The 21,527-nt window shown below is 68.1% G+C and carries 20 protein-coding genes; 11 read left to right on the forward strand and 9 right to left on the reverse strand.

What is annotated here, in order from left to right; genetic code table 11:
* Positions 1-84 precede the first annotated feature (84 nt).
* Positions 85-1,044, forward strand: coding sequence for an endonuclease/exonuclease/phosphatase family protein (locus KY501_RS38940; RefSeq protein WP_224368956.1), 960 nt, complete (start codon positions 85-87; stop codon positions 1,042-1,044).
* Between the two features lie 24 nt (positions 1,045-1,068).
* Here the strand turns inward: KY501_RS38940 and KY501_RS38945 are convergent, their stop codons facing one another.
* Positions 1,069-1,611 (reverse strand): DUF2378 family protein, encoded by a 543-nt coding sequence (locus KY501_RS38945; protein ID WP_224368957.1) that lies wholly within the window; start codon positions 1,609-1,611, stop codon positions 1,069-1,071.
* A gap of 8 nt (positions 1,612-1,619) precedes the next feature.
* Positions 1,620-1,907, reverse strand: coding sequence for a DUF3467 domain-containing protein (locus KY501_RS38950; RefSeq protein ID WP_224368958.1), 288 nt, complete (start codon positions 1,905-1,907; stop codon positions 1,620-1,622).
* 69 nt (positions 1,908-1,976) lie between these two features.
* Between KY501_RS38950 and KY501_RS38955 the strand changes: the two genes are divergently transcribed.
* Genes KY501_RS38955 through KY501_RS38970 form a run of 4 tightly spaced genes read left to right on the forward strand, consistent with a single transcriptional unit; the run spans position 1,977 to position 7,217 of the window.
* The gene (locus tag KY501_RS38955) at positions 1,977-2,777 is read left to right on the forward strand and encodes an alpha/beta hydrolase (RefSeq protein ID WP_224369045.1); all 801 of its coding nucleotides are present in this window, start codon (positions 1,977-1,979) and stop codon (positions 2,775-2,777) included.
* 18 nt (positions 2,778-2,795) lie between these two features.
* Entirely contained in the window at positions 2,796-3,500 is a 705-nt protein-coding gene (locus tag KY501_RS38960; protein ID WP_224368959.1) for an ABC transporter ATP-binding protein, read from the forward strand.
* Complete coding sequence (locus KY501_RS38965; protein WP_224368960.1) at positions 3,497-6,034, forward strand: FtsX-like permease family protein; 2,538 nt, start codon at positions 3,497-3,499, stop codon at positions 6,032-6,034. The genes KY501_RS38960 and KY501_RS38965 overlap by 4 nt, the downstream gene beginning before the upstream one ends.
* 4 nt (positions 6,035-6,038) lie before the next feature.
* On the forward strand, positions 6,039-7,217 hold the full coding sequence (locus tag KY501_RS38970; protein WP_224368961.1) for a lipocalin-like domain-containing protein: 1,179 nt from the start codon (positions 6,039-6,041) through the stop codon (positions 7,215-7,217).
* Between the two features lie 27 nt (positions 7,218-7,244).
* On the opposite strand, the gene KY501_RS38975 is transcribed toward KY501_RS38970, so the two are convergent.
* A complete protein-coding gene (locus KY501_RS38975; protein ID WP_224368962.1) occupies positions 7,245-9,596 on the reverse strand; it encodes a serine/threonine protein kinase in 2,352 nt (783 codons plus the stop codon).
* 68 nt (positions 9,597-9,664) lie between these two features.
* Between KY501_RS38975 and KY501_RS38980 the strand changes: the two genes are divergently transcribed.
* Together KY501_RS38980 and KY501_RS38985 are read left to right on the forward strand one after the other, a co-directional pair.
* Positions 9,665-10,375: a hypothetical protein gene (locus tag KY501_RS38980; protein WP_224368963.1), complete on the forward strand. Its 711-nt coding sequence runs from the start codon at positions 9,665-9,667 to the stop codon at positions 10,373-10,375.
* A gap of 98 nt (positions 10,376-10,473) precedes the next feature.
* Positions 10,474-11,451: an MBL fold metallo-hydrolase gene (locus KY501_RS38985; protein WP_224368964.1), complete on the forward strand. Its 978-nt coding sequence runs from the start codon at positions 10,474-10,476 to the stop codon at positions 11,449-11,451.
* A 58-nt stretch (positions 11,452-11,509) separates the two neighbouring features.
* On the opposite strand, the gene KY501_RS38990 is transcribed toward KY501_RS38985, so the two are convergent.
* Positions 11,510-12,040, reverse strand: coding sequence for an FHA domain-containing protein (locus tag KY501_RS38990; RefSeq protein ID WP_224368965.1), 531 nt, complete (start codon positions 12,038-12,040; stop codon positions 11,510-11,512).
* 100 nt (positions 12,041-12,140) lie between these two features.
* Here KY501_RS38990 and glpK point away from each other — a divergent pair, with 100 nt between their 5' ends.
* The 4 genes from glpK (at position 12,141) to KY501_RS39010 (ending at position 16,641) form a co-directional block, all read left to right on the forward strand.
* The gene (gene glpK / locus KY501_RS38995) at positions 12,141-13,625 is read left to right on the forward strand and encodes a glycerol kinase GlpK (RefSeq protein WP_224368966.1); all 1,485 of its coding nucleotides are present in this window, start codon (positions 12,141-12,143) and stop codon (positions 13,623-13,625) included.
* Between the two features lie 105 nt (positions 13,626-13,730).
* A complete protein-coding gene (locus KY501_RS39000) occupies positions 13,731-15,053 on the forward strand; it encodes a hypothetical protein (protein ID WP_224368967.1) in 1,323 nt (440 codons plus the stop codon).
* A 31-nt stretch (positions 15,054-15,084) separates the two neighbouring features.
* Positions 15,085-15,393, forward strand: coding sequence for a 4a-hydroxytetrahydrobiopterin dehydratase (locus KY501_RS39005; protein ID WP_224368968.1), 309 nt, complete (start codon positions 15,085-15,087; stop codon positions 15,391-15,393).
* 15 nt (positions 15,394-15,408) lie between these two features.
* Positions 15,409-16,641, forward strand: coding sequence for a hypothetical protein (locus KY501_RS39010; RefSeq protein WP_224368969.1), 1,233 nt, complete (start codon positions 15,409-15,411; stop codon positions 16,639-16,641).
* A gap of 21 nt (positions 16,642-16,662) precedes the next feature.
* On the opposite strand, the gene KY501_RS39015 is transcribed toward KY501_RS39010, so the two are convergent.
* The 5 genes from KY501_RS39015 to KY501_RS39035 all read right to left on the reverse strand — a co-directional run bounded on the left by KY501_RS39015 (position 16,663) and on the right by KY501_RS39035 (position 21,499).
* Positions 16,663-17,667: an Rpn family recombination-promoting nuclease/putative transposase gene (locus KY501_RS39015; RefSeq protein ID WP_224368970.1), complete on the reverse strand. Its 1,005-nt coding sequence runs from the start codon at positions 17,665-17,667 to the stop codon at positions 16,663-16,665.
* 192 nt (positions 17,668-17,859) lie between these two features.
* Positions 17,860-18,936, reverse strand: coding sequence for a succinyl-diaminopimelate desuccinylase (gene dapE, locus KY501_RS39020; protein WP_224368971.1), 1,077 nt, complete (start codon positions 18,934-18,936; stop codon positions 17,860-17,862).
* Positions 18,937-19,017: 81 nt separating this feature from the next.
* Positions 19,018-19,920: an SLATT domain-containing protein gene (locus tag KY501_RS39025; RefSeq protein WP_224368972.1), complete on the reverse strand. Its 903-nt coding sequence runs from the start codon at positions 19,918-19,920 to the stop codon at positions 19,018-19,020.
* Positions 19,921-19,976: 56 nt separating this feature from the next.
* The gene (locus tag KY501_RS39030; protein WP_224368973.1) at positions 19,977-20,612 is read right to left on the reverse strand and encodes a cupin domain-containing protein; all 636 of its coding nucleotides are present in this window, start codon (positions 20,610-20,612) and stop codon (positions 19,977-19,979) included.
* A gap of 65 nt (positions 20,613-20,677) precedes the next feature.
* Positions 20,678-21,499, reverse strand: coding sequence for a 2,3,4,5-tetrahydropyridine-2,6-dicarboxylate N-succinyltransferase (locus KY501_RS39035; RefSeq protein ID WP_224368974.1), 822 nt, complete (start codon positions 21,497-21,499; stop codon positions 20,678-20,680).
* Between the last annotated feature and the right edge of the window lie 28 nt (positions 21,500-21,527).

Genomic DNA, 21,527 nt, shown 5'->3' on the forward strand with positions numbered 1-21,527 from the left:
GTCACCCAGAAGTCGCTTGGCTGCTCTGGAGGATACGGGCACCGTGCGCGCCCGCAGATCCCCCACCTCTCTCAGGAGGAATTCATGTTGCTCCGCCATTCCGTCGTGCTCCTCGTTTCCTTCCTCATTGGATGCGGAGGCGATGCCGCCTTCGAGGACCTCTCCGCCGAGTCCTCGCTGGGCACGCGCCAGGATGCCGTCACCATCCCGTCCCAGGGCAGTTCCACCGCGTTGGACATCGGCTGCTGGAACGTGGAGTGGTTCGGCTCCAGCTCCAACGGTCCCACCAACGAGACGCTCCAGCAGTCCAACGTCAAGGACGTGCTGCTGGGCGCGAACATGGACATCTGGGGCCTGGAGGAAATCGTCAGCACCACCGCCTTCAACAACGTGAAGTCCCAACTGTCCGGCTACGCGGGGCTGGTCGCCAGCGACTCGAGCGTCACCAACGGCAGCAGCTACTACTCCAGCAGCGAGCAGAAGGTCGGCATCCTCTACAAGACGAGCGTCGCCTCGGTGCAGAGCGCGCGCATCATCCTCACCTCCTATGACTCGGACTTCGCGGGCCGGCCGCCGCTCGAAGTCAAACTGCGCGTCACCCTCAATGGCACCACGCGCGACATCGTCGTCATCGTCTTCCACGCCAAGGCGTTCGATGACGCGACGAGCTGGCAGCGCCGCCTCAACGCCTCCAACGCCCTCAAGTCGTACCTGGACAGCACCTACCCCAGTACTCCCGTGGTGGTACTCGGAGACTGGAACGACGACGTGGACACCTCCATCACCTCGGGCAAGGCGTCGCCGTACCAGAACTTCGTGAGCGACTCGGCCGACTACTTCTTCCCCACCAAGGCCCTGTCCGATGCGGGCGTCGCCTCCACCGCCAGCTACTCGGACATGATCGATCACCAGCTCGTCACCAATGAGCTGAAGTCGCTCTACGTGAGCGGCTCGGCCAAGGTGTACCGGGTGGATTCGTACATCTCCAGCTACGCCTCCACGACCACGGACCACTTCCCCGTCCTCACCCGCTACAACTGGTAGCGGGCCGGGCCCCGCTGAGCGGCGCTACCAGCTCACCTCCAAATCGAACCCCGCGGTCTCTCGCATCGTCACCGTCACGGTCGGCTTGACGTCCGTCCTGCGCAAGCCCGCCTCGAACAGCCCGGCCATGAAGTCCGGCTTGGCGTCCGGATCCCCGCGATAGGAGACGCGGTAGCGCCGCTCCCCCAGCTTGGCCACCTCCACCTGATACTCGAAGGTGTCCAAGCGACTCAGGCTGGGGATGCGCTGCACGAAGCGGTCGGGCCCCAGCAGCGGCAGGCTCACATCCACCACCTTGCCCACCAGGGTGCGGATGAAACCGGTGGCCAATTGCCGCCCCAGCTCGCGGTAGGCCGCCTCGCGCCCCAAGTGGGCGAAGCGCTGCTTCCATGCCACTTCCAGCGCCTGATTCCAGACCTCGATGGGGTAGCTGGCCTGCAGCCGCCCCACGTCCACCCCCACCCCACGCAGTGCGTCAGCGAAGGTCCCCTCCGCACCCAGCGCTCGGACGAACAGTCCCTCGAAGAAGGAGCCCTGCGTGACGCGGCCGGACGTGGAAGCGGTCATGTTGGACCTCAATGTCTGCGATCGTCCTCCCTCAGGACGATGGGGCCGTACTTCGCCTCGTAACGCACCAGGTTCTCCTGCATGGCCTGCACCAACCGCTTCATGTGCTGCGGGTTGGTGATGATGCGGGAGAACACCTTCGCCCGAGGCTGCTGGGGAAACACATAGATGAAGTCCAGGGTGAACTCGGTCGGGCTGTGGTCCACCATGGCCATGTTGGCATAGCGGCCCTGGGCCACATCTTCATCGAGTTGAATCTGGAGCGAGGGCGCGGGAGGCTTGAGAGTGTCTGACATAGAGCAGTGGGAATATCGCTCCGGCGTTATCGTGACTAGCGTTCCTGCGTGAACGCACTTGCCCTCGGCATGGACATCGGGAAGACCGCACCTTTCGAGCTGGGACATGGCGAGAACGCCTGTCTGCTACTGCACGGTTTCACTGGCAGCCCGTGGGATGTGAGACCCCTGGGAGAGGCGCTGGCGGAACGCGGGCTGTTCGTGAAGGCCCCCCGGCTACCGGGCCACGGCACCACGCCCGAGGCCATGCTCGAGGCGGACCACAACCAGTGGCAGGAAGCAGCGTGGGAAGCCCTGCACACGCTGCGCGGCTTCCGGCAGGTGTTCGTCGCGGGACTGTCCATGGGCGCGCTGCTCGGGCTGCGACTGGCGGCCGGGAGCCCCGAGCGCGTGAGCGGGCTGGTGCTGATGGCTCCAGCCGCGCGGTTCAAGGGCCCCACGATGGCGCTGCTCAAGAGCCTGCGCCACACGCGCCTGCTGGAGCGGGTGAAGCCCTGGGTCCGCAAGACGGCCACGGACCTGAGCGATCCGGTGGCGCTGGCGGAGGCGCCCATCCTCCCGGCCTTCCCAAGCGCGCGGCTGAATGACTTGTGGCAGGTGCAGGAGGCGGCGATCCTGGCGGCTCCCCGCGTGCGCTGCCCCACACTGGTGGCGGTGGCAGAGCAGGACCACGTGGTGGATCCGGACGGTGGGAAGTGGCTCGCCGGCCAGCTCACTGGCGCCCCGGAGGTGCGGCTGCTGTCCCTCCAGGAGGGCTACCACATCATCCCCCGGGACCGAGGCGGCCCCCGGCTGGCACGCGAGGTGGGGAACTTCCTGGGTGAACTCCAGGGGACAGAACGTGGCTCCGCGTCCGGCATCTGTGTATGAGCCAGTTCCTGGCTCCGCATGACCTCCTCCTCGCCCTCGCCCCTCGTCGAACTGAATGATGTCTCCAAGACCTACGCCGAGGGCGAGGCCGTGCGCGAGGTGCTCACGGGCGCCCGGTTCTCGCTGCACCGGGGCGAGTTCGTGGTGCTCCTGGGGCGCAGCGGCTCGGGGAAGTCCACGCTGCTCAACCTCATCAGTGGCATTGACCTGCCGACTCGCGGATCCGTGCGCGTGGAAGGCCGGGACCTGAGCCAGCTCACCGAGCGCGAGCGCACCCTGTTGCGGCGCGAGCGCATCGGCTTCGTCTTCCAGGCCTTCAACCTGCTGCCCACGCTGACGGTGGAGGAGAACGTCCGGCTCCCGCTGGAGCTCACGGGACGCACCGGCGCGGCGGCGGACGCGCGGGTGCGGGAATTGCTGGGCCAGGTGGGCCTGGGCGGCCGCGAACGCAGCTTCCCGGACCGACTGTCCGGAGGCGAGCAGCAGCGCGTGGCCGTGGCTCGGGCCCTGGCGCATACCCCGCCGCTGCTCCTGGCGGACGAACCCACGGGCAATCTCGACGAGCAGACCGGCCGGCAGGTGCTGGATCTGCTTCAGGGCCTCATCCGCCAGGGCAATGCGTGCGCCCTGGTGGTGACCCATGATCCGGATCTGGCGGCGCGAGCCGATCGCGTCCTGGTGATGGAGGCGGGACGGCTCCACGAGAAGCAGGTGCGACCGTGAGCCACCGGCTGCTGGCTCGCGCGAGCGGGCGCCACCTGGGCAAGCACCCCTGGCTCACCGCCCTGTCGTTGTTGGGCATCGCCCTGGGCGTGGCGGTGGTCGTGTCCATTGATCTCGCCAGCACCAGCGCCCTGCGCGCCTTCGAGCAGTCCACGGAGACGGTGGCGGGCCGGGCCACGCACCAGATCGTCGGTGGGCCCACCGGGGTCCCTGACTCGCTGTATCGAGAGCTGCGGCTGCGGCCCGGTGCTCCCGTGGCGGCTCCCGTGATCGAGGGCTCCGTGCGAGCCACTCGGGGAGATCGGCGTCCACTCACCGTGTTGGGCGTGGATCCGTTCGCGGAGGCTCCCTTCCGGCCCTACACCCAGGGCGGTGCACCCGGCTCACTGGATTCGCTGCTCACGGAGCCGGGCACGGTGCTCCTCCCCGCCATGACGGCGCGGCTTCTTGGGGTGGGAGTGGGGGATTCCTTCGAGGTCGGCGTCGGAGGCCTGACGCGACGGCTGAAGGTCGCGGCGCTGCTGACGCCTCCGGACGAGCGCACCGCTCGCGCGATGGAAGGGCTGGTGCTCGCGGATGTGTCCACCGTTCAGGAGCTGTTCGGCCGGACGGGGCGGCTGTCACGCATCGATCTGAAGATCGAGAGCGATGCGGAGCTGGCCCGGCTCCGGGAGTGGCTGCCCGCGGGCGTGGAGGTGGTGCGTCCCGAGGCTCGTGGAGGGACCATCGATCAGATGACGCGGGCCTTCCGCACCAACCTCACCGCGCTGTCCCTGCTGGCGCTCGTGGTGGGGATGTTCCTCATCTACAACACCATGACGTTCTCCGTGGTGCAGCGGCGAGGGATGTTGGGACGCCTACGCGCGCTCGGAGTGACCCGAGGCGAGCTGTTCGCGATGGTACTCGGAGAGGCCGCACTGCTGGGCGCGGTGGGCACGGCGGCGGGGCTGCTGCTCGGCGTGATGCTGGGGCGCGGGTTGGTGGGGCTCGTCACGCAGACGCTCAACGATCTGTACTTCGTCGTGAGCGTGCGGCGCCTGTCGCTGGAGCCCTGGACGCTCGCCAAGGGCCTCGGGTTGGGGCTGGGAGCGACAATTGCCGCCGCGCTCATGCCCGCGTGGGAGGCCGCCCGCTCGGCCCCTGTCACCACGATGCGCCGCTCCACGGCGGAGGAGATGACTCGCAGCCGGGCTCCGAAGCTCGCGCTGCTGGGGCTGATCATCCTGGCCCTGGGTGGAGGCCTGTTGGCGCTGCCCACGCACGCGCTGCTACCTGCCTACGCGGGGCTCTTCGCTGTCCTGCTCGGAACAGCGCTGATGGTACCTTGGACGACGGAGCGGTTGGCGTTGGGGGCCGCGACCCCGCTCGGGGCTGCCTTTGGAATGCTCGGGCGCATGGCGGCTCGCGGCGTGAGGGCGAGCCTCAGCCGCACCGCTGTGGCGCTCGCGGCGCTGATGGTCGCAGTGGCGACCACGGTCGGCGTGGGGCTCATGGTCACGAGCTTCCGTGGCACCGTGGTGACCTGGCTGGAGGCTTCGCTCCAGGCAGATGTCTTCATCTCCCCTCCCTCGCTCATCGCCCGGCGCGGCTACTCCGCCTTCGTGCCCGGCCTCGTCGAGCAGTTGCGTGTCATCCCCGGCGTGGCCGCAAGCTCCACCATCCGCGTGGTGCAGTTGGACGTGGAGGGCATCCCCACGGATCTGCTCGCCGTCGAGTTCGCCCAGGGCCCCGAGCGCCCCTACCGCATGAAGGAGGGCGCCCCGGACACCGTGTGGCGCGAACTCGAGGCACCCGACACGCTGCTCGTCTCCGAGCCCTTCAGCTACCACCGGGACATCCACCGCGGAGACACCGTGCGGCTGCCCACGGACCATGGGCCCCAGTCCTTCCGCGTGGTGGGCGTGTACTTCGACTATGGCTCGGACACCGGCACCGTGCTCATGCCTCGCGCCACCTACGACCACTATTATGAGGACCGGGCCGTGAGTGGCCTGGCCCTCTACGCCGCACCGGGACAGGACGTGGACGCGCTCGTGAAGCGAGTCATCGAGCGGGCCGGCGACACGCAGACACTGAACGTCCGTCCCAACCGCGCCCTGCGCGAGGGCTCGCTGGAGGTGTTCGATCGGACCTTCACCATCACCCAGGTCCTGCGCCTGCTCGCGATCGGCGTGGCGTTCATCGGCGTGCTCAGCGCGCTGATGGCGCTGCAGTTGGAACGGGCGCGCGAGTTCGCCGTGCTGCGGGCCACAGGGCTGACACCCGGCCAGCTCTGGGGCCTCGTGTCGTTGCAGACGGGGCTCCTGGGGTTACTCGCGGGCCTGTTCGCCGTGCCACTGGGCGTGGCGCTCGCGGCCATCCTCGTCTACGTCATCAACCAGCGCTCCTTCGGATGGACGCTGCAGTTAGCGCTGACACCGGAGATCCTGAGTCAGGCCTTGCTGCTGTCGCTGGTGGCCGCCGCGCTCGCGGGCCTGTACCCCGCCTGGCGAATGGCTCGCGCCAACCCCGCCCTGGCGCTGCGGGAGGAGTGAGGAGATGGGCAGCGGCAAGGGATTGGCTCTCGGTGTGGCACTGGTCCTCGCGGGACTCGCGGTGGGAGTCTGGTTTGTCACCCGCGAGGCGACACCTCCCTTCGAGCAGGCCCGGCTCACGGTGGCGCAGGCGCTGGGCGGAACGGAGAGCACCGAGGGCTATGCGCGCGCCGCAGGCCCCCGCGAGTTCCACTTCCCCGAGGACCATGGTCCGCACCCCGAGTTCCGCACCGAGTGGTGGTACTGGACGGGCAACCTGGAGACCGCGGATGGGCATGCCTTTGGCTACCAGCTCACGCTGTTCCGCAAGGCCCTGGCGCCTCGCGAGGCGGAGCGCGCCTCCACGTGGGGCTCGCGGCAGGTGTACATGGGGCACCTCGCGCTCTCGGACATCGGCGCCGAACGCTTCCATGCCTTCGAGCGTTTCAGCCGTGAAGGGATGGGGCTCGCGGGGGCTCGCGCACAGCCCTTCCAGGTGTGGCTGGAGAACTGGAAGGTGGAGGGCACCGAGAGCAGCGTGTTCCCCATGCGGCTCTCGGCGGAGGTGAACGACGTGGGGCTCTCCCTGACGCTGGAGGAAGGCAAACCCCCAGTGCTCCAGGGTGACAAGGGCCTGAGCCAGAAGACGGAGGGCGAAGGGAACGCCTCCTATTACTACTCGCTGACGCGGATGCCCACGCGCGGCACGGTGACGGTGGACGGGCGCCCCCATGAGGTGACGGGCTCGAGCTGGATGGATCGCGAGTGGAGCACGAAGTCGCTCGGAGCCGGCCAGGTGGGCTGGGACTGGTTCGCGTTCCAGCTCTCCGATGGCAGCGAGTTCATGCACTACCAGCTCCGGCACCAGGATGGCTCCGTGGATCCGTTCAGCGCGGGCGTGGACATCCCCGCCCAGGGAGAGTCCGTGCGGCTGCCGAGAGACGAGGTGCGCATCGAGGTGCTCGACACGTGGCGCAGCCCTCGCAGCAAAACGAACTACCCGGCTCGCTGGCGGATCTCCGTGCCCTCGCGGCAGCTCGTGCTCGAAGTCACTCCGGCCCAGGCGGACCAGGAGCTGCCGGTCACCGTGCGCTACTGGGAGGGCGCCGTCCGCATCCAGGGCACTCGCGCGGGACAGCCCCTGTCTGGCCGAGGCTACGTGGAGCTGACGGGATATGGCGATGCTCCGGAGCCTACTCGCTGAGCCACGGGCTCGCGCCGCTACGCTCTGTCAGCGCTTCGAGGACTGAGGAGTACCCACGGGCTCGGGCTTGCTGAGGGAGATGTCCATCTCCGCCTGCCCATCCTTCTCCGCTCGGGGGAGCGCGAACCAGAGTTCCCGAGCGCCCTGCACGGTGTAGTGCCCGGGAGACAGCACATACCGGACCTCTCCCGAGCCCTGCCCCGACACCTGCACCCGGGCCGCCGCCTTGGGAACCACCAGGAGGGCCACCCCGCTCACGGGAGATCCCTCGTGGGCCACGATGTCCAGCGAGTACGGCACACCCGGATCCAACTTCCGAACCGAGTAGCGATTCTCCAGCGCCACCTGGTGCGCGAAGCGCTTCGGGTCCACCTTGAGGTGGACCATCTCCTTCGAGGCGGTGTCCCGCATATGGACGGTGAAGTTGCGGCCCACGTTGTGCTCGACGGTGCTCCCCACCAGGGCGAAGACATGCACCACCCGCGTCTTCGTGATGGCACGCGGCTTCGACGAGACCATGAACAGCCGCTCCTCGTCGGGCACACCCTCTCCCTCCAGGAACACGTAGAGCTGCCCCGAGCGCGACGAGGCCGGGGCCATGCCGTTGCTCAAGTCCTGCTCCGAGATCGGCACATCGCTCGTGTACGAGCCCGAGGTCCACACCGTATAGCTCCGCTCCGGATTGAGCCTCTGTTGGAGCGAGCGCGCCTTCGTACTGAACGAGTGCCACTTCTCCTGCAAGGTGAAGCGCGCGGGCAGTTCGTCCGTCCCGAGCCGCGCGGCGAAGGACTCCTCCGAAAGGGGCGTCGGCTGCTGGGCCACCTCCTGCACGGGAGGAGGCGATGGCGGAGGCGGCGGAGGCGGAACGGGCTCCAGCGTCACGTCCAGCTGCGTCTCCAGCGCTCCTCCCTCGAACTGGCGGGTCCAGGGCTTCATGCCCTTCAGGCCCAGCTCCAGCGCGTGCGGTGCATCGCGGGCAATGCCCTCCAGCCTCAGCGGCGTCACCCCCCGAGAGACCCCATCCAGGATGACCTGGGCTCCAGGCGGCTCGGAGTGCACATCCAGAGGCGGCGGACGGCGCAGCGACTTCGCGGCCAGTCCCAGCCCCACCCCCACCATCACCGCGAGCACACCCCCCAGCCAGAGCCCCCACCGCTTCTTCCGAGGCGGCGCGGACTGGACATCCACGGAGGTCACCACCGCGCCTGTCGACGGCTCCACGGACACGGCGACCACGTCCGGATCCGTGGGGAGAGGAGCCACCTCCACCTTGCGCGGCTCCGTGGCCGGCACCGAGCTGCGCTCAGGCCCCTCGCGCTCGCGAAGCTCGGTGACCCACTGAATCACCTGCTCCCGGAAGCGCGGCGGAATGCTGGGCGGACGGCCGAGCTCCGTCAGCTCGCGCTCGTAGAACAGGCCCATCATGTGCTTCAGGTTGTGGACCGGGAACATCGGCGCCCGCGTGGCCAGCCACTCCGAGAGCTGATGGTGCAGCGCCTCCGCGCTCGGGATGCGGTCCTCGCGCTTCTTCGCCATCGCCTCTTCGAGGATCTCCACCAGCCCCGCATCCAGGGCCGGATTGAGCTCCAGCGGTGGGGTGAGCTCCCCGTGGACGATGCGCCGCATCACCACCATCTCGGAGCCTTCCACCGGCAGGCGGCCACAGAGCATGCGGTAGAGCAACACCCCCACCGCATACACATCCGAGCGCGCATCCAGGGACTCGCCCAGCGCCTGCTCCGGGGAGAAGTAGAGGTACTTGCCCTTCACCATCCCCACCTCGGTCACCGGCCGCCCCGCCATCTGCGCCTTGGCGACCCCGAAGTCGGAGATCTTCACCTCTCCCTCGTAGCTGATGAGGACGTTGTCCGGAGACACATCCCGGTGCACCAGGCCCAGCGGATTGCCCTGCTCGTCCTTGCGCGTATGGGCGTGGTGCAGCCCCTTGCACAGCTCGATGGCGATGTGCACCGCCAGCGGCGCCGGCAGCTGTGACAGCGCCAGGCCCTGGGCCTTCTTCAGCACGCGCGAGAGCGGGTGTCCCTCCACCAGCTCCATGGCCAGGTAGTACTCGCCATTCACCTGCCCGAAGTCGAAGACATGGACGATGTTGCCGTGGTTGAGGCCCACGGTGACGCGCGCCTCCTGGATGAACTGCTCCACGAAGGACGGATCCTCCGCGTAGACATCCAGCACCTTCTTGATGACCACGGGCTTGGTGACGCCCGGCGCCGCCATGTACCGGGCACGGTAGACGATGGCCATTCCGCCGAGTCCGAGGCGCTCGAGAAGCTCGTACTTCCCGAAAGGAATGATCGCGTCACCACTCAAGATGGGCGCACTGTAGCAGTCCTGGGCACCCTCCTGTTCCAGGTACATTCAGGACCCACACGGGGTGTACAAGAGGGCCCACCGAGTGAGCCCCCTCTCGTCCCTGGGACGCATCCATGAGCTTGCCCCGCTTCGTGCTGTGTCTGGTCCTGTCCGCCTCGAGCTTGGGATTTGCCCAAGTCCCAGGCGATGAGCCGCTGCCCCCACCGCCGCTCGTTCCGGCACCCACTTCCCCCGCGCCGCTCGTCCCAGCTCCGGAGCAACCCGAGGAGCCCCCGCGGGCGGCTCCCGAGGGAGAGATCATCCCTCGTACGGAATCGCCCCTGCGGCCAACCTCTCCTCGCTTCGCGGGCAGCCGCGTCGCCGTCGAGGCCCTGGGAGGCATCGCGGGCGGCCTCGGGCTGGGCCTGGGGACCGCCCTGGCCATTGGAGGCCTCTTCTCAGTCAATGGCGAGTGCGTTGGCGAGGAGGCCTGCGGGGTGTTGATCGGCGTCCTGGCCCTTCCGGCCGTCGCGATCGGCATTCCGCTGGGGGTCTACATCGCGGGAGGACTCATGGAGGGCAAGGGCCGCTTCCTTCCGACCCTCGGGGGCATGGGCTTGGGTCTCCTGGCCGCGACAGTCATGGTCGCCACGGAAAGTGACGCGCTGGTCGTGTTGGGTCTGGTCGCCTTCCCCATCGCGGGCGCCATCGTGGGCTACGAACTGTCTCACCCGGAGAGGCCACGCCTGCGAGATGGATACGCCAGCAACACCCTCCAGGTGACGCCGCTGCTCGGGGTTACACACCACGGCAGCTTCGTGGGGGGACTGTCGGGCCGGTTCTGAGCCGCTCCAGCCTCCGCTGTATCAACGCGTCTCAGCTGACATGTCACCGTGTCGCCGTTATGTTTTTTCGCGCAGTCCCCACTCCTTGGAGTCTCTCGATGACGATTCGTAACCCTGCCTGGCGCAACACGGTGGCCGCGGTGCTCGCGGCCGCGAGCAGCGCCGTCTTCACTCCTCCCACCGCTTTGGCCGCCGCACCTCAGGTGAAGACCCAGGCCCCCGGCTTCTATCGGACGATGCTGGGCGATTTTGAAATCACGGTGCTGTCCGATGGCACCATCGATCTACCGGTGGACAAGCTGCTGACCAACGTGAAGCCCGGCCAGGTCGACAAGCAACTGGCCCGCGCCCACCTGAAGTCCCCGCTGGAGAGCTCGGTCAACGCCTTCCTCATCAACACCGGCACCAAGCTGGTGCTCGTGGACACCGGAGCCGGCAGCCTGTTCGGCCCAAGCGTGGGAAAGCTTCAGGCCAACCTGAAGGCCGCGGGCTACCAGCCGGAGCAGATCGATGACGTGGTGATCACCCACCTCCACCCGGACCATCTGGGTGGGCTCACGGCCGGGGACAAGCGGGCCTTCCCGAACGCCGTCCTGCACGTAGCCAAGGCGGACTCCGACTTCTTTCTCAGCGCCGACAACCTGAACAAGGCGCCGGCCGAGGCCAAGCCGGGGTTCCAGCAGGCCACGGCGGCGATTGCCCCGTACACCGCGGCGGACAAGTTCAAGCCCTTCGAGGGCGACACCGAGCTGGTGCCTGGCATCAAGACCCTTGCCTCTCCGGGCCATACCCCCGGCCACACCCTCTATGCCGTGGAGAGCAAGGGCCAGAAGCTGGTGCTGTGGGGCGACCTGATGCACGTGGCGGCGGTGCAGTTCCCTGATCCGTCGGCGACCGTCCAGTTCGACAGCGACTCGAAGGCGGCGGCGGCCCAGCGCAAGAAGGCCTACGCGGACGCCGCGAAGCAGGGCTACTGGGTGGGCGCGGCCCACCTGCCGTTCCCGGGCATCGGCCATATCGCCGCCGAGGGAAAGGGCTACGTCTGGTTCCCGGCCAACTACACCACCCAGTTCTGAGGCGCTCCGCAGCCCCAGAATGATGGGAAGGGGCCGGCCCCGAGAGAGGCTGGCCCCTTCAAACCGGATCCTGGATGAGCCTCAGGTGCTCGTGCAGCGTCTCCGTGTGCAGGTAGAGGAACTGCGCGTCGCCGAAGGAGAGCGCGTCCCCATCATGGAGCTGGAACTCCTGGTGGGCACCGAGCGGCACCGCGTTCACGAAGGTGCCATTCATGGAGCCCGCATCCTTCACCAGGTAGGCGCCGGCCTGAGCGTGCCAGCGCAGCCGCGCGTGCAGCTTGGACACGGAGGGGTCCTTCACCACGAGCATGCACGTGTCCATGCGCCCCACAGTGAACTCCTCTCCGTCCGTGCGGGGGTGGAGCAGGTGCACCTCCAGGTGCTGGAAGCCCTGGAGCATGGTGAGCAGCCGCTCGGCCAGCCGCGTCCGGGTGGACATGGACAGCGTGCCCGCCTGCCCCAATTGCTGCGCCACCCGCTGCAACACCGACTCCGGCGGCTGCTGGATGAGCGCCACCGGGCCCGAGGCGGCACGGAAGGCCTCGAGAGGAGCCTCGGCAAAGGGACGGAGCTGCTGCACGGACGGCATACTGTCCGCAGGTTAACCCGCTCGAAGCCCCCCTGCCCACCCCCATGGGTCGGGTAAGGTGGGCCCACCCCGAATCACCCGCTGAGAGAGGGAGCGCTACATGGCGAAGGCGAAGCACGTCCTGGCAATCGATCAGGGCACCACGGGAACGCACGTCACCATCCTCGACACCCGGCTGCGCGTGGCGGGCCGTGCCTACCGCGAGTTCACCCAGCACTTCCCCAAGCCCTCCTGGGTGGAACATGACCTGGACGAGATCTGGGCCTCCAGTGAGTTCTGCATTGGCCGCGCGCTGAAGGATGCGGGGCTGAAGGGCACGGACATCGCCGCGGTGGGCATCACCAACCAGCGCGAGACGACGGGCCTGTGGGCGCGAGGTACCGGCAAGCCGCTGGGGCGGGCCATCGTCTGGCAGGACCGGCGCACCGCGGACATCTGCCAACAGCTCAAGGCCAAGGGCGTGGAGCCCCGCGTGCGAGAGGTGACGGGTCTGGTGCTGGATCCCTACTTCTCTGGCACCAAGCTGACGTGGCTCTTCGAGCACCTCAAGGGCGCCCGGGCTCGCGCCGAGAAGGGGGATGTGTGCTTCGGCACCATCGACACGTGGCTCGTGTACAAGCTCACCGGCGGCCAGGCCCACGTGACGGACGTGTCCAATGCCAGCCGCACGCTGCTGATGGATCTGCGCTCGCTGGCCTGGGATGACGAGCTGCGCTCGCTGCTGGGCGTACCGGCCGCGTGCCTGCCTCAGATTCGCAGCTCGGCCGAGGTGTACGGCACCACGCGCGGGATGAAGAGCCTGCCGGACGGCATCCCCGTATCGGGCATGGCGGGCGATCAACAGGCGGCGCTCTTCGGACAGGCGTGCTTCGAGCCCGGCGAGTCCAAGTGTACCTACGGCACGGGCGCCTTCCTGCTCATGAACACGGGGGAGACGCCAGTGCGCTCCACGGCCGGGCTGCTGACGACGGTGGCGTGGCGGCTGGGCGAGCGCACCTCGTATGCGCTGGAGGGCAGCTCCTTCATCGCTGGCGCCGCCGTGCAGTGGCTGCGAGACGGGCTCAAGGTCATCAAGCGCGCTCCGGACATCGAGGCGCTGGCCGAGAGCGTGAAGGACTCGGGGGATGTCGTCTTCGTGCCGGCGCTGGCGGGCCTGGGTGCGCCTCACTGGCGGCCCGAGGCACGAGGCCTGTTCGCGGGCATCGATCGCTCCAGCACGGTGGCGCACCTGGCGCGCGCGGTGCTGGAGGGCATCGCCCTGCAGATCCGCGACCTGGCCGACGCGATGCGCCACGACAGCGGGCGGGACATCCCCGCCTTCAAGGTGGACGGGGGCGCGGCGGCCAACAACCTGCTCATGCAGTACCAGGCGGACGTGCTCGACACCCCGGTGGTGCGTCCTCGCAACCTGGAGACGACGAGTCTGGGCGCGGCCTTCCTCGGGGGGCTCGGCGCGGGAGTGTGGAGCAGCCCGGAGGCCATCCGCGGCGCCTGGAAGGCCGAGCGCACCTTCAAGCCGAAGATGAAGCCCGAGGTGCGCGAGCGGCACCTGGCCAAATGGAAGCGGGCTGTCGAGCGCGCGTGATCTGGCGCCCCCCGCTTCCCTGGAAGCCCGAGAGGGTATGAAATCCCCCCCATTGAAGGCCGCCGCCCATCACAGGGCCGGATGGGCGGCCGTGGAGTTCCCCTCATGAAGACCCTCCGTCTCCTCTCCCTGTTCGTAGTGCTGTTCGGACTGTCCGGCTGCCCGGACAACAACCCGGATTGCTTCGTCGACGTCGGCACGTCGGCCCCCACGGGGACACAGATCATCCTGGTGGGCGAAGAGGTGCGCCTGTCCCTCTTTCCTCAAATCCGCCCCCAATGCGAACCCACCGAGGGAATCCCCATCCCGGCGAGCCTGTCGGTGGAGATCTCCGATCCGGACAACCAGCTCGTGGAGAACCAGGCCGCGCTGGGCAAACCGGCCACCTCCTCCGCCACGCTCCGCTTCACGCCCGCGAAGCAGGGCCGCTACCACGTCTTCGCCGCGTTCGATCCGGTGGGAGGCATCCAGCAGTTCGACATGTACGCCGCGCGCAACCGCTCCTCGGAGGCCCCGGTGCAGATGATGCCCTACCGGTGCGAAGCGCTGGAGCGCACCCGGCGCGGCGGGTGGCTCTGCGACTCGGAGTTCTGGCGCGATGATGGGCTGGTGCAGTACTTCAACTCCTCGCGCCTGGCCGCGGCCGGAGATGTGGTGTGGGTGGTCAGCCCGACGCAGATCCAGCGCTTCGTGGACACGGGCACGGAGCTCCAGCTCACTGGCACGCTGGACCACACCGCGGGCGCCGCCTTGTTCCTGCTGCCCACGGCCGACGAGCTGGTGGTCCTCCACAGCACCACCTTCCAGCGCATCGTCTTCGACGGAACGGCCCTGAGCCGCACGGGAGTATCGTTCTGGATTCCGGGCACGGGCACGCTCGGACCTCCCTTGCTCCGAGGGTTGCTGCTGCGCACGGGGGATGAGCTCGCCACCGTCGCCGGGTCGACGCAGAACGGCAGCTTCATCACCCTGGAGGTCTGTCCCTACCTGCTGAAGGAGGGCCAGTTCCTGCGCACCACCGCGGCCTGCCAGTACTTGGGCAGCGAGGTGGTGGGCTTCGAGCCGAACGCCCTGTGGACGGGGAGCCGGTTCACCTTTGCCCAGACGTTCAACGATCTGCGGCGGCTGGAGTGGAACGGCACCCAGCTCGTGGAGCAGGCCTCGCTCCCGCTGGGCAACAGCCTGACGATGACGACCTACGCGGCCGAGTCTCGCAACACGCTCACTCCCGTCATCATCCCCTTCCCCCCGTTCTCACTGTCGACCATCCGGCCAACGGTGCCCGTGTACTCCGCCGAGCGGCACGGCATCCTCCTGGAGCACCTGGATGCGGCGCTCACCGATCCACGCGCTTCTCCCACCCTGCTGTGGGGTGCTCCCACGGGGGGCACGGAGACGCGTGTGCGGACCCGGCCATCCACTCCGTGACGAGGCGGCGGGGTTCCCGTAAGAAGGCGCCATGGCCTACGACAAGACGTTGCTGAGCCCCGAGGCGCTGCAGAGCTTCCTGTCCGAGCATCCCGGCTGGAAGCACGAGGGGGGGATGATCCGGCGCACGTATGAAGCTCCGGCGTTCCTCACGGGCATCGCCTTCGTACAGAAGGTGGCGGAGGCGGCGGAGGCAGCGGACCACCACCCGGACATCGACATCCGGTGGAGGAAGGTGACGCTGGCGCTCGTCACGCACGATGCGGGTGGGCTGACGTGGCGGGACACGAAGCTGGCGGCCGAGGCGGATCGGCTCTTCACGGAGGTGGTGGGACGGTAGTACCGGGCCCTGGCCATGCGTACGCTCGCGCTGCTGTCATTCACCGTGGCGGTTGCCCTGGCCTCCGGCGCGAGGGCACAGGACGTGCCGACCGAGCCTCGGTCGGAGCGGCTGTACGTGAACTCGGGCGTGCTGCTGGGTTCCACGCGAATGGTGGCGCTGGGTGGTGCGTACGTGGGCATCGCCGAGGGCACGGCGGGGTTCGCCAGCAACCTGTCGGCGCTGGCGCACCGCAGCCCGCAGCTGGACAAGGACTGGGACGTAGGGGTGACGCTGTCCCTGTTGGATGTGCCTCTGTCCAGCCGGCTGCGGCGGGATCTGGACAACGATGGGTTGCCGGACGAGGCCCCCACGAGCCGCCAGTACCTGATGGGCCTGTTGCTGCAGTACAAGTCCTTCGGACTGGGGACGTTCCTGCGCAGCCGCACGGTGAGCTACTGCGCCACGGATGCGTGCCAGTCGAGCGATTACATCCAGGTCTCGGTGACACAGTCGGCGCTGGCGGGAGCACTGGCGTTCGGGCTGGATGAATTCATCGTGTCGATCGGGATCTACGCGGCACAGGCGGAGCTGACGTACCAGAAAGAGGAATGGCGGTACGGCGGGACGGGGTTGTCGTTGGATCTGCTGTTCCGTCCGCAGTCCCGGCCATACCGGGTGGGCATCTCGGTGCGGCCGCAGGTGGTGGGAGCCTGGCAGCAGAAGGATGGACAGGTGCCGGTGCTGGCGGGGCGGCCGATCTACTCAGGGCTGGTGGCGCCGGCGACGTTGTCGCTGGGGGTGAGCTACCGGTTTGGAGAGGGCGCCGAGCGCTACAACCGGTTGTCTCCGGCGGCGCGCCGGCAATTGTTGGCCTCGGGGTCACCGAACGTGCCGCCGGAGGAGCCACCGGATGCGCCGACGGGGACGTTCCTGGTCACGGGGCAGGTGGACGTCATCTCGAGCGCGGAGAACGCGGTGGCACTGCGGTCGGTGGCGGCGTTCAGCGAGCCGGAGCCGGTGGGAAAAACGGCGCTGATCCAGCCGCACCTGGGAGCGGAGCACGACACGTGGCCGGGGCGGGTGCGCACGCGGCTGGGGGTATTCGTGGAGCCCTCGTCCTTCGAGGGTCAGACGCCTCGGCCGCACCTGACGGGAGGCTTCGAGGTGTTCCTGTTCCGGTACTGGGAGGACTGGTCGTTCAGTGCCTCGTTCGACCTGGCACGGCGCTACTCGAACGTGGGCTTCTCGCTGGGCTTCTGGCGGTAGACAGAGCCCTGGCCCCGAGGACTAACCGATGAGGTGAAGGTCCTTGAGACTCGTGGCGTTCAGCGCCTGATCGAACCAGCGGTCGAGCGTTTCGAGGTCTGTGCAAGCCAGGATTCTGTCGCGAGTGCTGGCATCCACAGCAATCTTTCGCTGGGCCAGGATACGGAGCACATATTCGGCGCGTGCTTGGGCCAAGCCTTGAGCCAGGCCTTGAGCCAAGCCTTCGACACGAGCCTCCTCAAGAACCGGTACCTTGAAGGTCCTCATCGCTTCCTCCGCTTGGTACTCCCTGACGATTGAATCTAACACGTACCACAAGGCCTCCAGCGCCTCGTCAGGCCCCACCTTGTCCACGTAGTGCGCCACCGCGCGCAGCGCTTCCGGTCCTTCCGGAGAGAACAGCACTTCAGCCAGCAGCGAGTGCCAACTCTCCAACTCCTCGACCAGGTGCTCGGACCGGCCCGAGCGCAGCAACAACCACGTCAGCACGACCTGCGGTGAGGCCTCTCGCGCTCGCAACGCCTCCACTCGCTCGACCGTCAGGTCGTCCAGCAGATACTCGAAGCGCGGCAGGCGTTCTCGCCAGACTTCCAGGGCTTCCGTAGGCAGGTAAAACAACTCCTCCATCCTCCGAGCCGCCGTCCAGCGGCCCTCGGGCCCGTGGTACATCACCACCGGCAGGACCACGGGCAGCCGCTCGCTGTCCGGGTTCTGCTGATGCCAGCGCTCCAACTGTCGCATCACGTACCGCAACATCCGGAACGCCATCCACCGGTCCACCGACGACTGGTGCTCCAGCAGCAGGTACAACAGCAGCGGTTGTCCTCCGTGGAGCCGAGCCGAGAACAGCAGATCGCTCTGGCGTTCCTTCAACTCCGCGTCCACCACACTGCCGGGTTCCCGGCGCAGGCTGCTCCAATCCACCTGCGCAACCACCTCGGGCGGCAGTACGGCGCGCAGTTCCGCCGCCACCCGCTCGGGATGGTCGAAGGTATGGCGCACCAACAAGTCATGAGGGCCCGACATGGTGAGGAACTGCTCAGCACGCCCTATGCCAAGGCCGTTGCCCCCTGTGAGCCTTCATTGCTCCGAGCGTGAGGAGTCATTTCCATGCTTCGAGCCCACCGGGACAAGTCTCGCTGGATGGACCCAGCGTCCAGCGTGGGAGACGGTACGCACGGATTGACTCACTGCTGATGAGTGGCGCCTCCGCGCCCGCTACCTCGCGCTCTTCAAGAACGCAGCGAGCTTCTCGTACGCCACCGCCAGCCCGGGGATCGGCGCGCTCTCGTTGGCCTGGTGCGCCTGCGCCGTCTCTCCTGGACCGTAGTTCACCGCATCCACTCCCCACTCGCCAAAGCGCGCCACATCCGTCCACGCCTGCTTCGACGCCGCCGGCAACCCCGTTGCCGCCAGCAACTTCTGGTACAGCGCATTGTCCGCGCACACCCGCCCGCTCGGAGACAGATCCGTGAACGTCACCTCCGCCCGCCCCGCCACCAACGCCCTCACATCCTCCTGCGCCTGCTCCAGCGATTTGCCCGGCGCGAAGCGATAGTTGAGGTTCAGCTCCAGCGTGTCCGGCACCACGTTGCGCGCGCGGCCTCCGTTCGCCAGCGTCACGCTCATCACCTCGAAGAACGCGAACCCCGAGTTCACCACCTCCACGCGCTGACGGGCCAGGAGCTCGGACAGCAGCGGGCCCGCCTTGTGGATGGCGTTCTCCCCCTGCCACGGCCGCGCCGAGTGCGCACTGCGCCCCGTGAACTTCAACGTCGCGTGCAGCGTCCCCACACACCCCACCTGCACCACCCCGTCCGTCGGCTCCATCGCGATGCCGAAGCTCACCTTCTTCAGCTCCGGACGCTTGTCGAACAACGGCCCCAGCCCGCTCTCCAGGTACGGCCCCTCCTCGCGCTCGTACAGGATGAGCATCAGGTTCACGGGCAGATCGTCCAGCGGCAGGTCCTCCGCCAACCCCATCATCACCGCCAGCCCGCCCTTCATGTCCGATGAGCCCAGCCCGAACACGCGCTCGCCCTCGATACGCGCCGGCTTGTCATGCGGGTGCGCGGGCACCGTATCCAGGTGCCCCACGAGCGCCACCGTGGGCCGCGGATCCTCCAGTCGCCCCACCGCCAGCGAGTGCCCGACCCGGCACACCGCCTCGCGATGGAAGTGCGCCAGAGCCCACCGCTCGACATGGTCGGCCAGGGGCCCCTCGTGTCCGATGGGGCTGGAGATACGGCACAGGGAAAGCGTGGCCTCGGCGAGGCGTGCGGCAAGCTGGGACATGGACGGCGCGAACCATAAACGCTCGGCCTGCCATTCGCTGCCCCTTTGACGAAGGCTCGGCTGGCCGCCGAACAGGTACCCTCAAGGCACCTTGAAGGTATGCAGTGTTACCTCGCCGGCACGAATGGGTACGACTTCCTCCGTCATGAACGGCTTGCCATCCGCCAGCAGGGCCTCCAGCCGGATCCCCAACAGGCCCGGACCCACTCCGGTGGCCACCACCGAGCTGCTCCCCGTCCCCTCCAGCTCACGCCGCGTCTCGAGCACCACCCGCCACTTGCCCTCCCGAAGCTTCTCGGACCCCTCCACCTGCACCTTGAGCGCGCCGTAGGACGCCGAGGGCGCCGTCGCCAGGGCCGTACGCTGAGCCTCCATCCGCTGCTCCAGCAGCGCCAGGTTACCCTTGAACTCGGCCATCCACTCCTGCGTCTCCTGCTTGACGAGATCGTTCACGCTGGTGAGGAAGCCCTGCAGCAGATCCAGCAGCGCCGCCAGCCGCTGATCCTTGGACAACCCGGGCGTGGACATCGCCAGCCGAGCCCACCCGAACTGCAGCGCCTCCAGCCGCGAGTTGAGCTCCAGGTACGAGGACACGTACCGCATCCATCCCGACGACGCGCCGCTGTAGTTATCCAAACCCACGCACGTAGCGCCCAGAACCGCGAAGACCGAGGCCAGCACGCTCCATCGCTGGTAGTACTCGTCGGCCGGGAGCAGCTGCACGATGATGGGAGTGATGCTCGCCGCCGACCCCAACAGGATGGCGACCACGCGGAACCGCCGGCCCCAGCGCTTGTTGGTCTCCTTCTGCCGGGAGTACCAGGACATGGCCTCGCGGCCCTTCTCCACGATCTTCGCGTAGAGCTCCTGCAATTCCGGCGGCTGCTCGGGCTGAGACAGTCCCCGCAGCTCCATCCCTTGCAGGTCCTGCGCTGTCGGCTGCGAACCCTGGCCTGGCCCCACCGCTGGATTCCCGTTGCCCATGGCCCCTGTTTAGTGCGAACCGCGGGGCTCCTCCAAGAACAGGACTCGCCCAGTGCTCACGACGAGGGGGACTCCTCCTCCTCGAAGCTCGTCACGCCGGCGATGACGGCGGCGGCGATGCAGGCGGGGCCCTCCAGCGCCACGAAGTCGTGCGCACTGCCCTCGTCCATCTCCAGCAGCTCTCCCGGCCAGACCTCGCGCCCCGTGCCCTCGCGAAACCCGCCCTCGAGCACCAGGTTCCACTCGTGCCCGTGGTGCGTGTGCCGCGGGAAGCGCACTCCCGGCGGGAGCCTCACGAACGCCGCGAGCATCCCCTCCTTCGCGGGCCCCGTCTCCACCGGCAGCAGTTGGATGCCATCCGCCGGCCCGGGCAGCCACTGCTCCGGATCGCTCAGCGACTCCAACAGCGCCAGGGCGCGCTCCCGCGTCACATCCAGCAGGGCCGCCACCTTCTCGGCGAAGCGGGCGAAGCGCCCAGGCCCCTCCATCTCGCCCACCACCCGAGCGAGCACTCCGGGCGGCGGCACCTCGGGTGCAATCAGACCCACCAGCCCCTCCACTGCGGGCGACAACCGGTCCGCCTCGGCACGGCACCGCTCACAGGTGGCCAGGTGACGCTCGGCCTCCTGCCGGGTCGGCAGGTCCAGTGTGCCCAGCAGCAGCTCAGGCAGGATGTCGTCCAGGTGGTCCATGTCGCGTCACACGCCCTCGGGCTCCACTCCTTCTACGGATGCAATGGTCCGGTGGATTTCCAGCCCTAGACTGCCACCCCGAAGTCGCGCAGAGCAGCATTGAGGCTCGTCTTCTGGTCGGTGCTCTTTGTCCGCTGGCCGATGATCAGCGCGCACGGCACGCCGTACTTCCCGGACGGATACTGCTTCTCCCGCATTCCCGGAATCACCACGCTGCGGGCGGGCACGCGCCCCTTGTAGATGCGCTCCTCGGGCCCGGTGACGTCGATGATCTGCGTGGAGGCGGTGAGCACCACGTTGGCGCCGAGCACGGCCTCCTCCTCCACCACCACGCCCTCGACGACGATGCAGCGGCTGCCGATGAACGCCCCATCCTCGATGATGACGGGAGATGCCGAGGGCGGCTCGAGCACCCCGCCCAGGCCCACACCGCCGGACAGGTGGACATTGCGCCCTACCTGGGCGCAGCTGCCCACGGTGGCCCAGGTGTCGACCATGGTGCCCTCACCCACGCGGGCGCCGATGTTGACGTAGCCCGGCATCACCACCACGCCCTTCTCCACGAAGGCGCCGTAGCGCACCACGCCCGGAGGCACCACGCGCACGCCCGCGGCCTTCAGGTTCTTCTTCAGCGGCACCTTGTCGTGGAACTCGAAGGGGCCCACCTCCATCACCTGCATCTCCGACACCGCGAAGAACAGGAGGATGGCCTCCTTCACCCAAGCGTTGACGCGCCAGCCCTCGGGGCCCTTCTCGGCCACGCGCAGCTCGCCCGCATCCAGCCGCGCCAGCGTCTCGCGCACCGCGGCCACGTACTCCGCTTCCTTCAGCTTCGTCCGGTCGGCGAACGCCGCGGACACCTTCTGCGACAGGGCTTCCAAGGACATGGCCCTCTATGAAGCACAAATCCGCCCC

The organism is Hyalangium versicolor, from assembly GCF_020103695.1.
GTDB lineage: Bacteria > Myxococcota > Myxococcia > Myxococcales > Myxococcaceae > Hyalangium > Hyalangium versicolor.

Coding starts and splice junctions, on each gene's coding strand:
- KY501_RS38940 (WP_224368956.1), top strand. CDS start 85: ATGTTGCTCCGCCATTCCGTCGTGCTCCTCGTTTCCTTCCTCATTGGA.
- KY501_RS38945 (WP_224368957.1), bottom strand. CDS start 1,611: ATGACCGCTTCCACGTCCGGCCGCGTCACGCAGGGCTCCTTCTTCGAG.
- KY501_RS38950 (WP_224368958.1), bottom strand. CDS start 1,907: ATGTCAGACACTCTCAAGCCTCCCGCGCCCTCGCTCCAGATTCAACTC.
- KY501_RS38955 (WP_224369045.1), top strand. CDS start 1,977: ATGGACATCGGGAAGACCGCACCTTTCGAGCTGGGACATGGCGAGAAC.
- KY501_RS38960 (WP_224368959.1), top strand. CDS start 2,796: ATGACCTCCTCCTCGCCCTCGCCCCTCGTCGAACTGAATGATGTCTCC.
- KY501_RS38970 (WP_224368961.1), top strand. CDS start 6,039: ATGGGCAGCGGCAAGGGATTGGCTCTCGGTGTGGCACTGGTCCTCGCG.
- KY501_RS38975 (WP_224368962.1), bottom strand. CDS start 9,596: ATGTACCTGGAACAGGAGGGTGCCCAGGACTGCTACAGTGCGCCCATC.
- KY501_RS38980 (WP_224368963.1), top strand. CDS start 9,665: ATGAGCTTGCCCCGCTTCGTGCTGTGTCTGGTCCTGTCCGCCTCGAGC.
- KY501_RS38985 (WP_224368964.1), top strand. CDS start 10,474: ATGACGATTCGTAACCCTGCCTGGCGCAACACGGTGGCCGCGGTGCTC.
- KY501_RS38990 (WP_224368965.1), bottom strand. CDS start 12,040: ATGCCGTCCGTGCAGCAGCTCCGTCCCTTTGCCGAGGCTCCTCTCGAG.
- glpK (WP_224368966.1), top strand. CDS start 12,141: ATGGCGAAGGCGAAGCACGTCCTGGCAATCGATCAGGGCACCACGGGA.
- KY501_RS39000 (WP_224368967.1), top strand. CDS start 13,731: ATGAAGACCCTCCGTCTCCTCTCCCTGTTCGTAGTGCTGTTCGGACTG.
- KY501_RS39005 (WP_224368968.1), top strand. CDS start 15,085: ATGGCCTACGACAAGACGTTGCTGAGCCCCGAGGCGCTGCAGAGCTTC.
- KY501_RS39010 (WP_224368969.1), top strand. CDS start 15,409: ATGCGTACGCTCGCGCTGCTGTCATTCACCGTGGCGGTTGCCCTGGCC.
- KY501_RS39015 (WP_224368970.1), bottom strand. CDS start 17,667: ATGTCGGGCCCTCATGACTTGTTGGTGCGCCATACCTTCGACCATCCC.
- dapE (WP_224368971.1), bottom strand. CDS start 18,936: ATGTCCCAGCTTGCCGCACGCCTCGCCGAGGCCACGCTTTCCCTGTGC.
- KY501_RS39025 (WP_224368972.1), bottom strand. CDS start 19,920: ATGGGCAACGGGAATCCAGCGGTGGGGCCAGGCCAGGGTTCGCAGCCG.
- KY501_RS39030 (WP_224368973.1), bottom strand. CDS start 20,612: ATGGACCACCTGGACGACATCCTGCCTGAGCTGCTGCTGGGCACACTG.
- KY501_RS39035 (WP_224368974.1), bottom strand. CDS start 21,499: ATGTCCTTGGAAGCCCTGTCGCAGAAGGTGTCCGCGGCGTTCGCCGAC.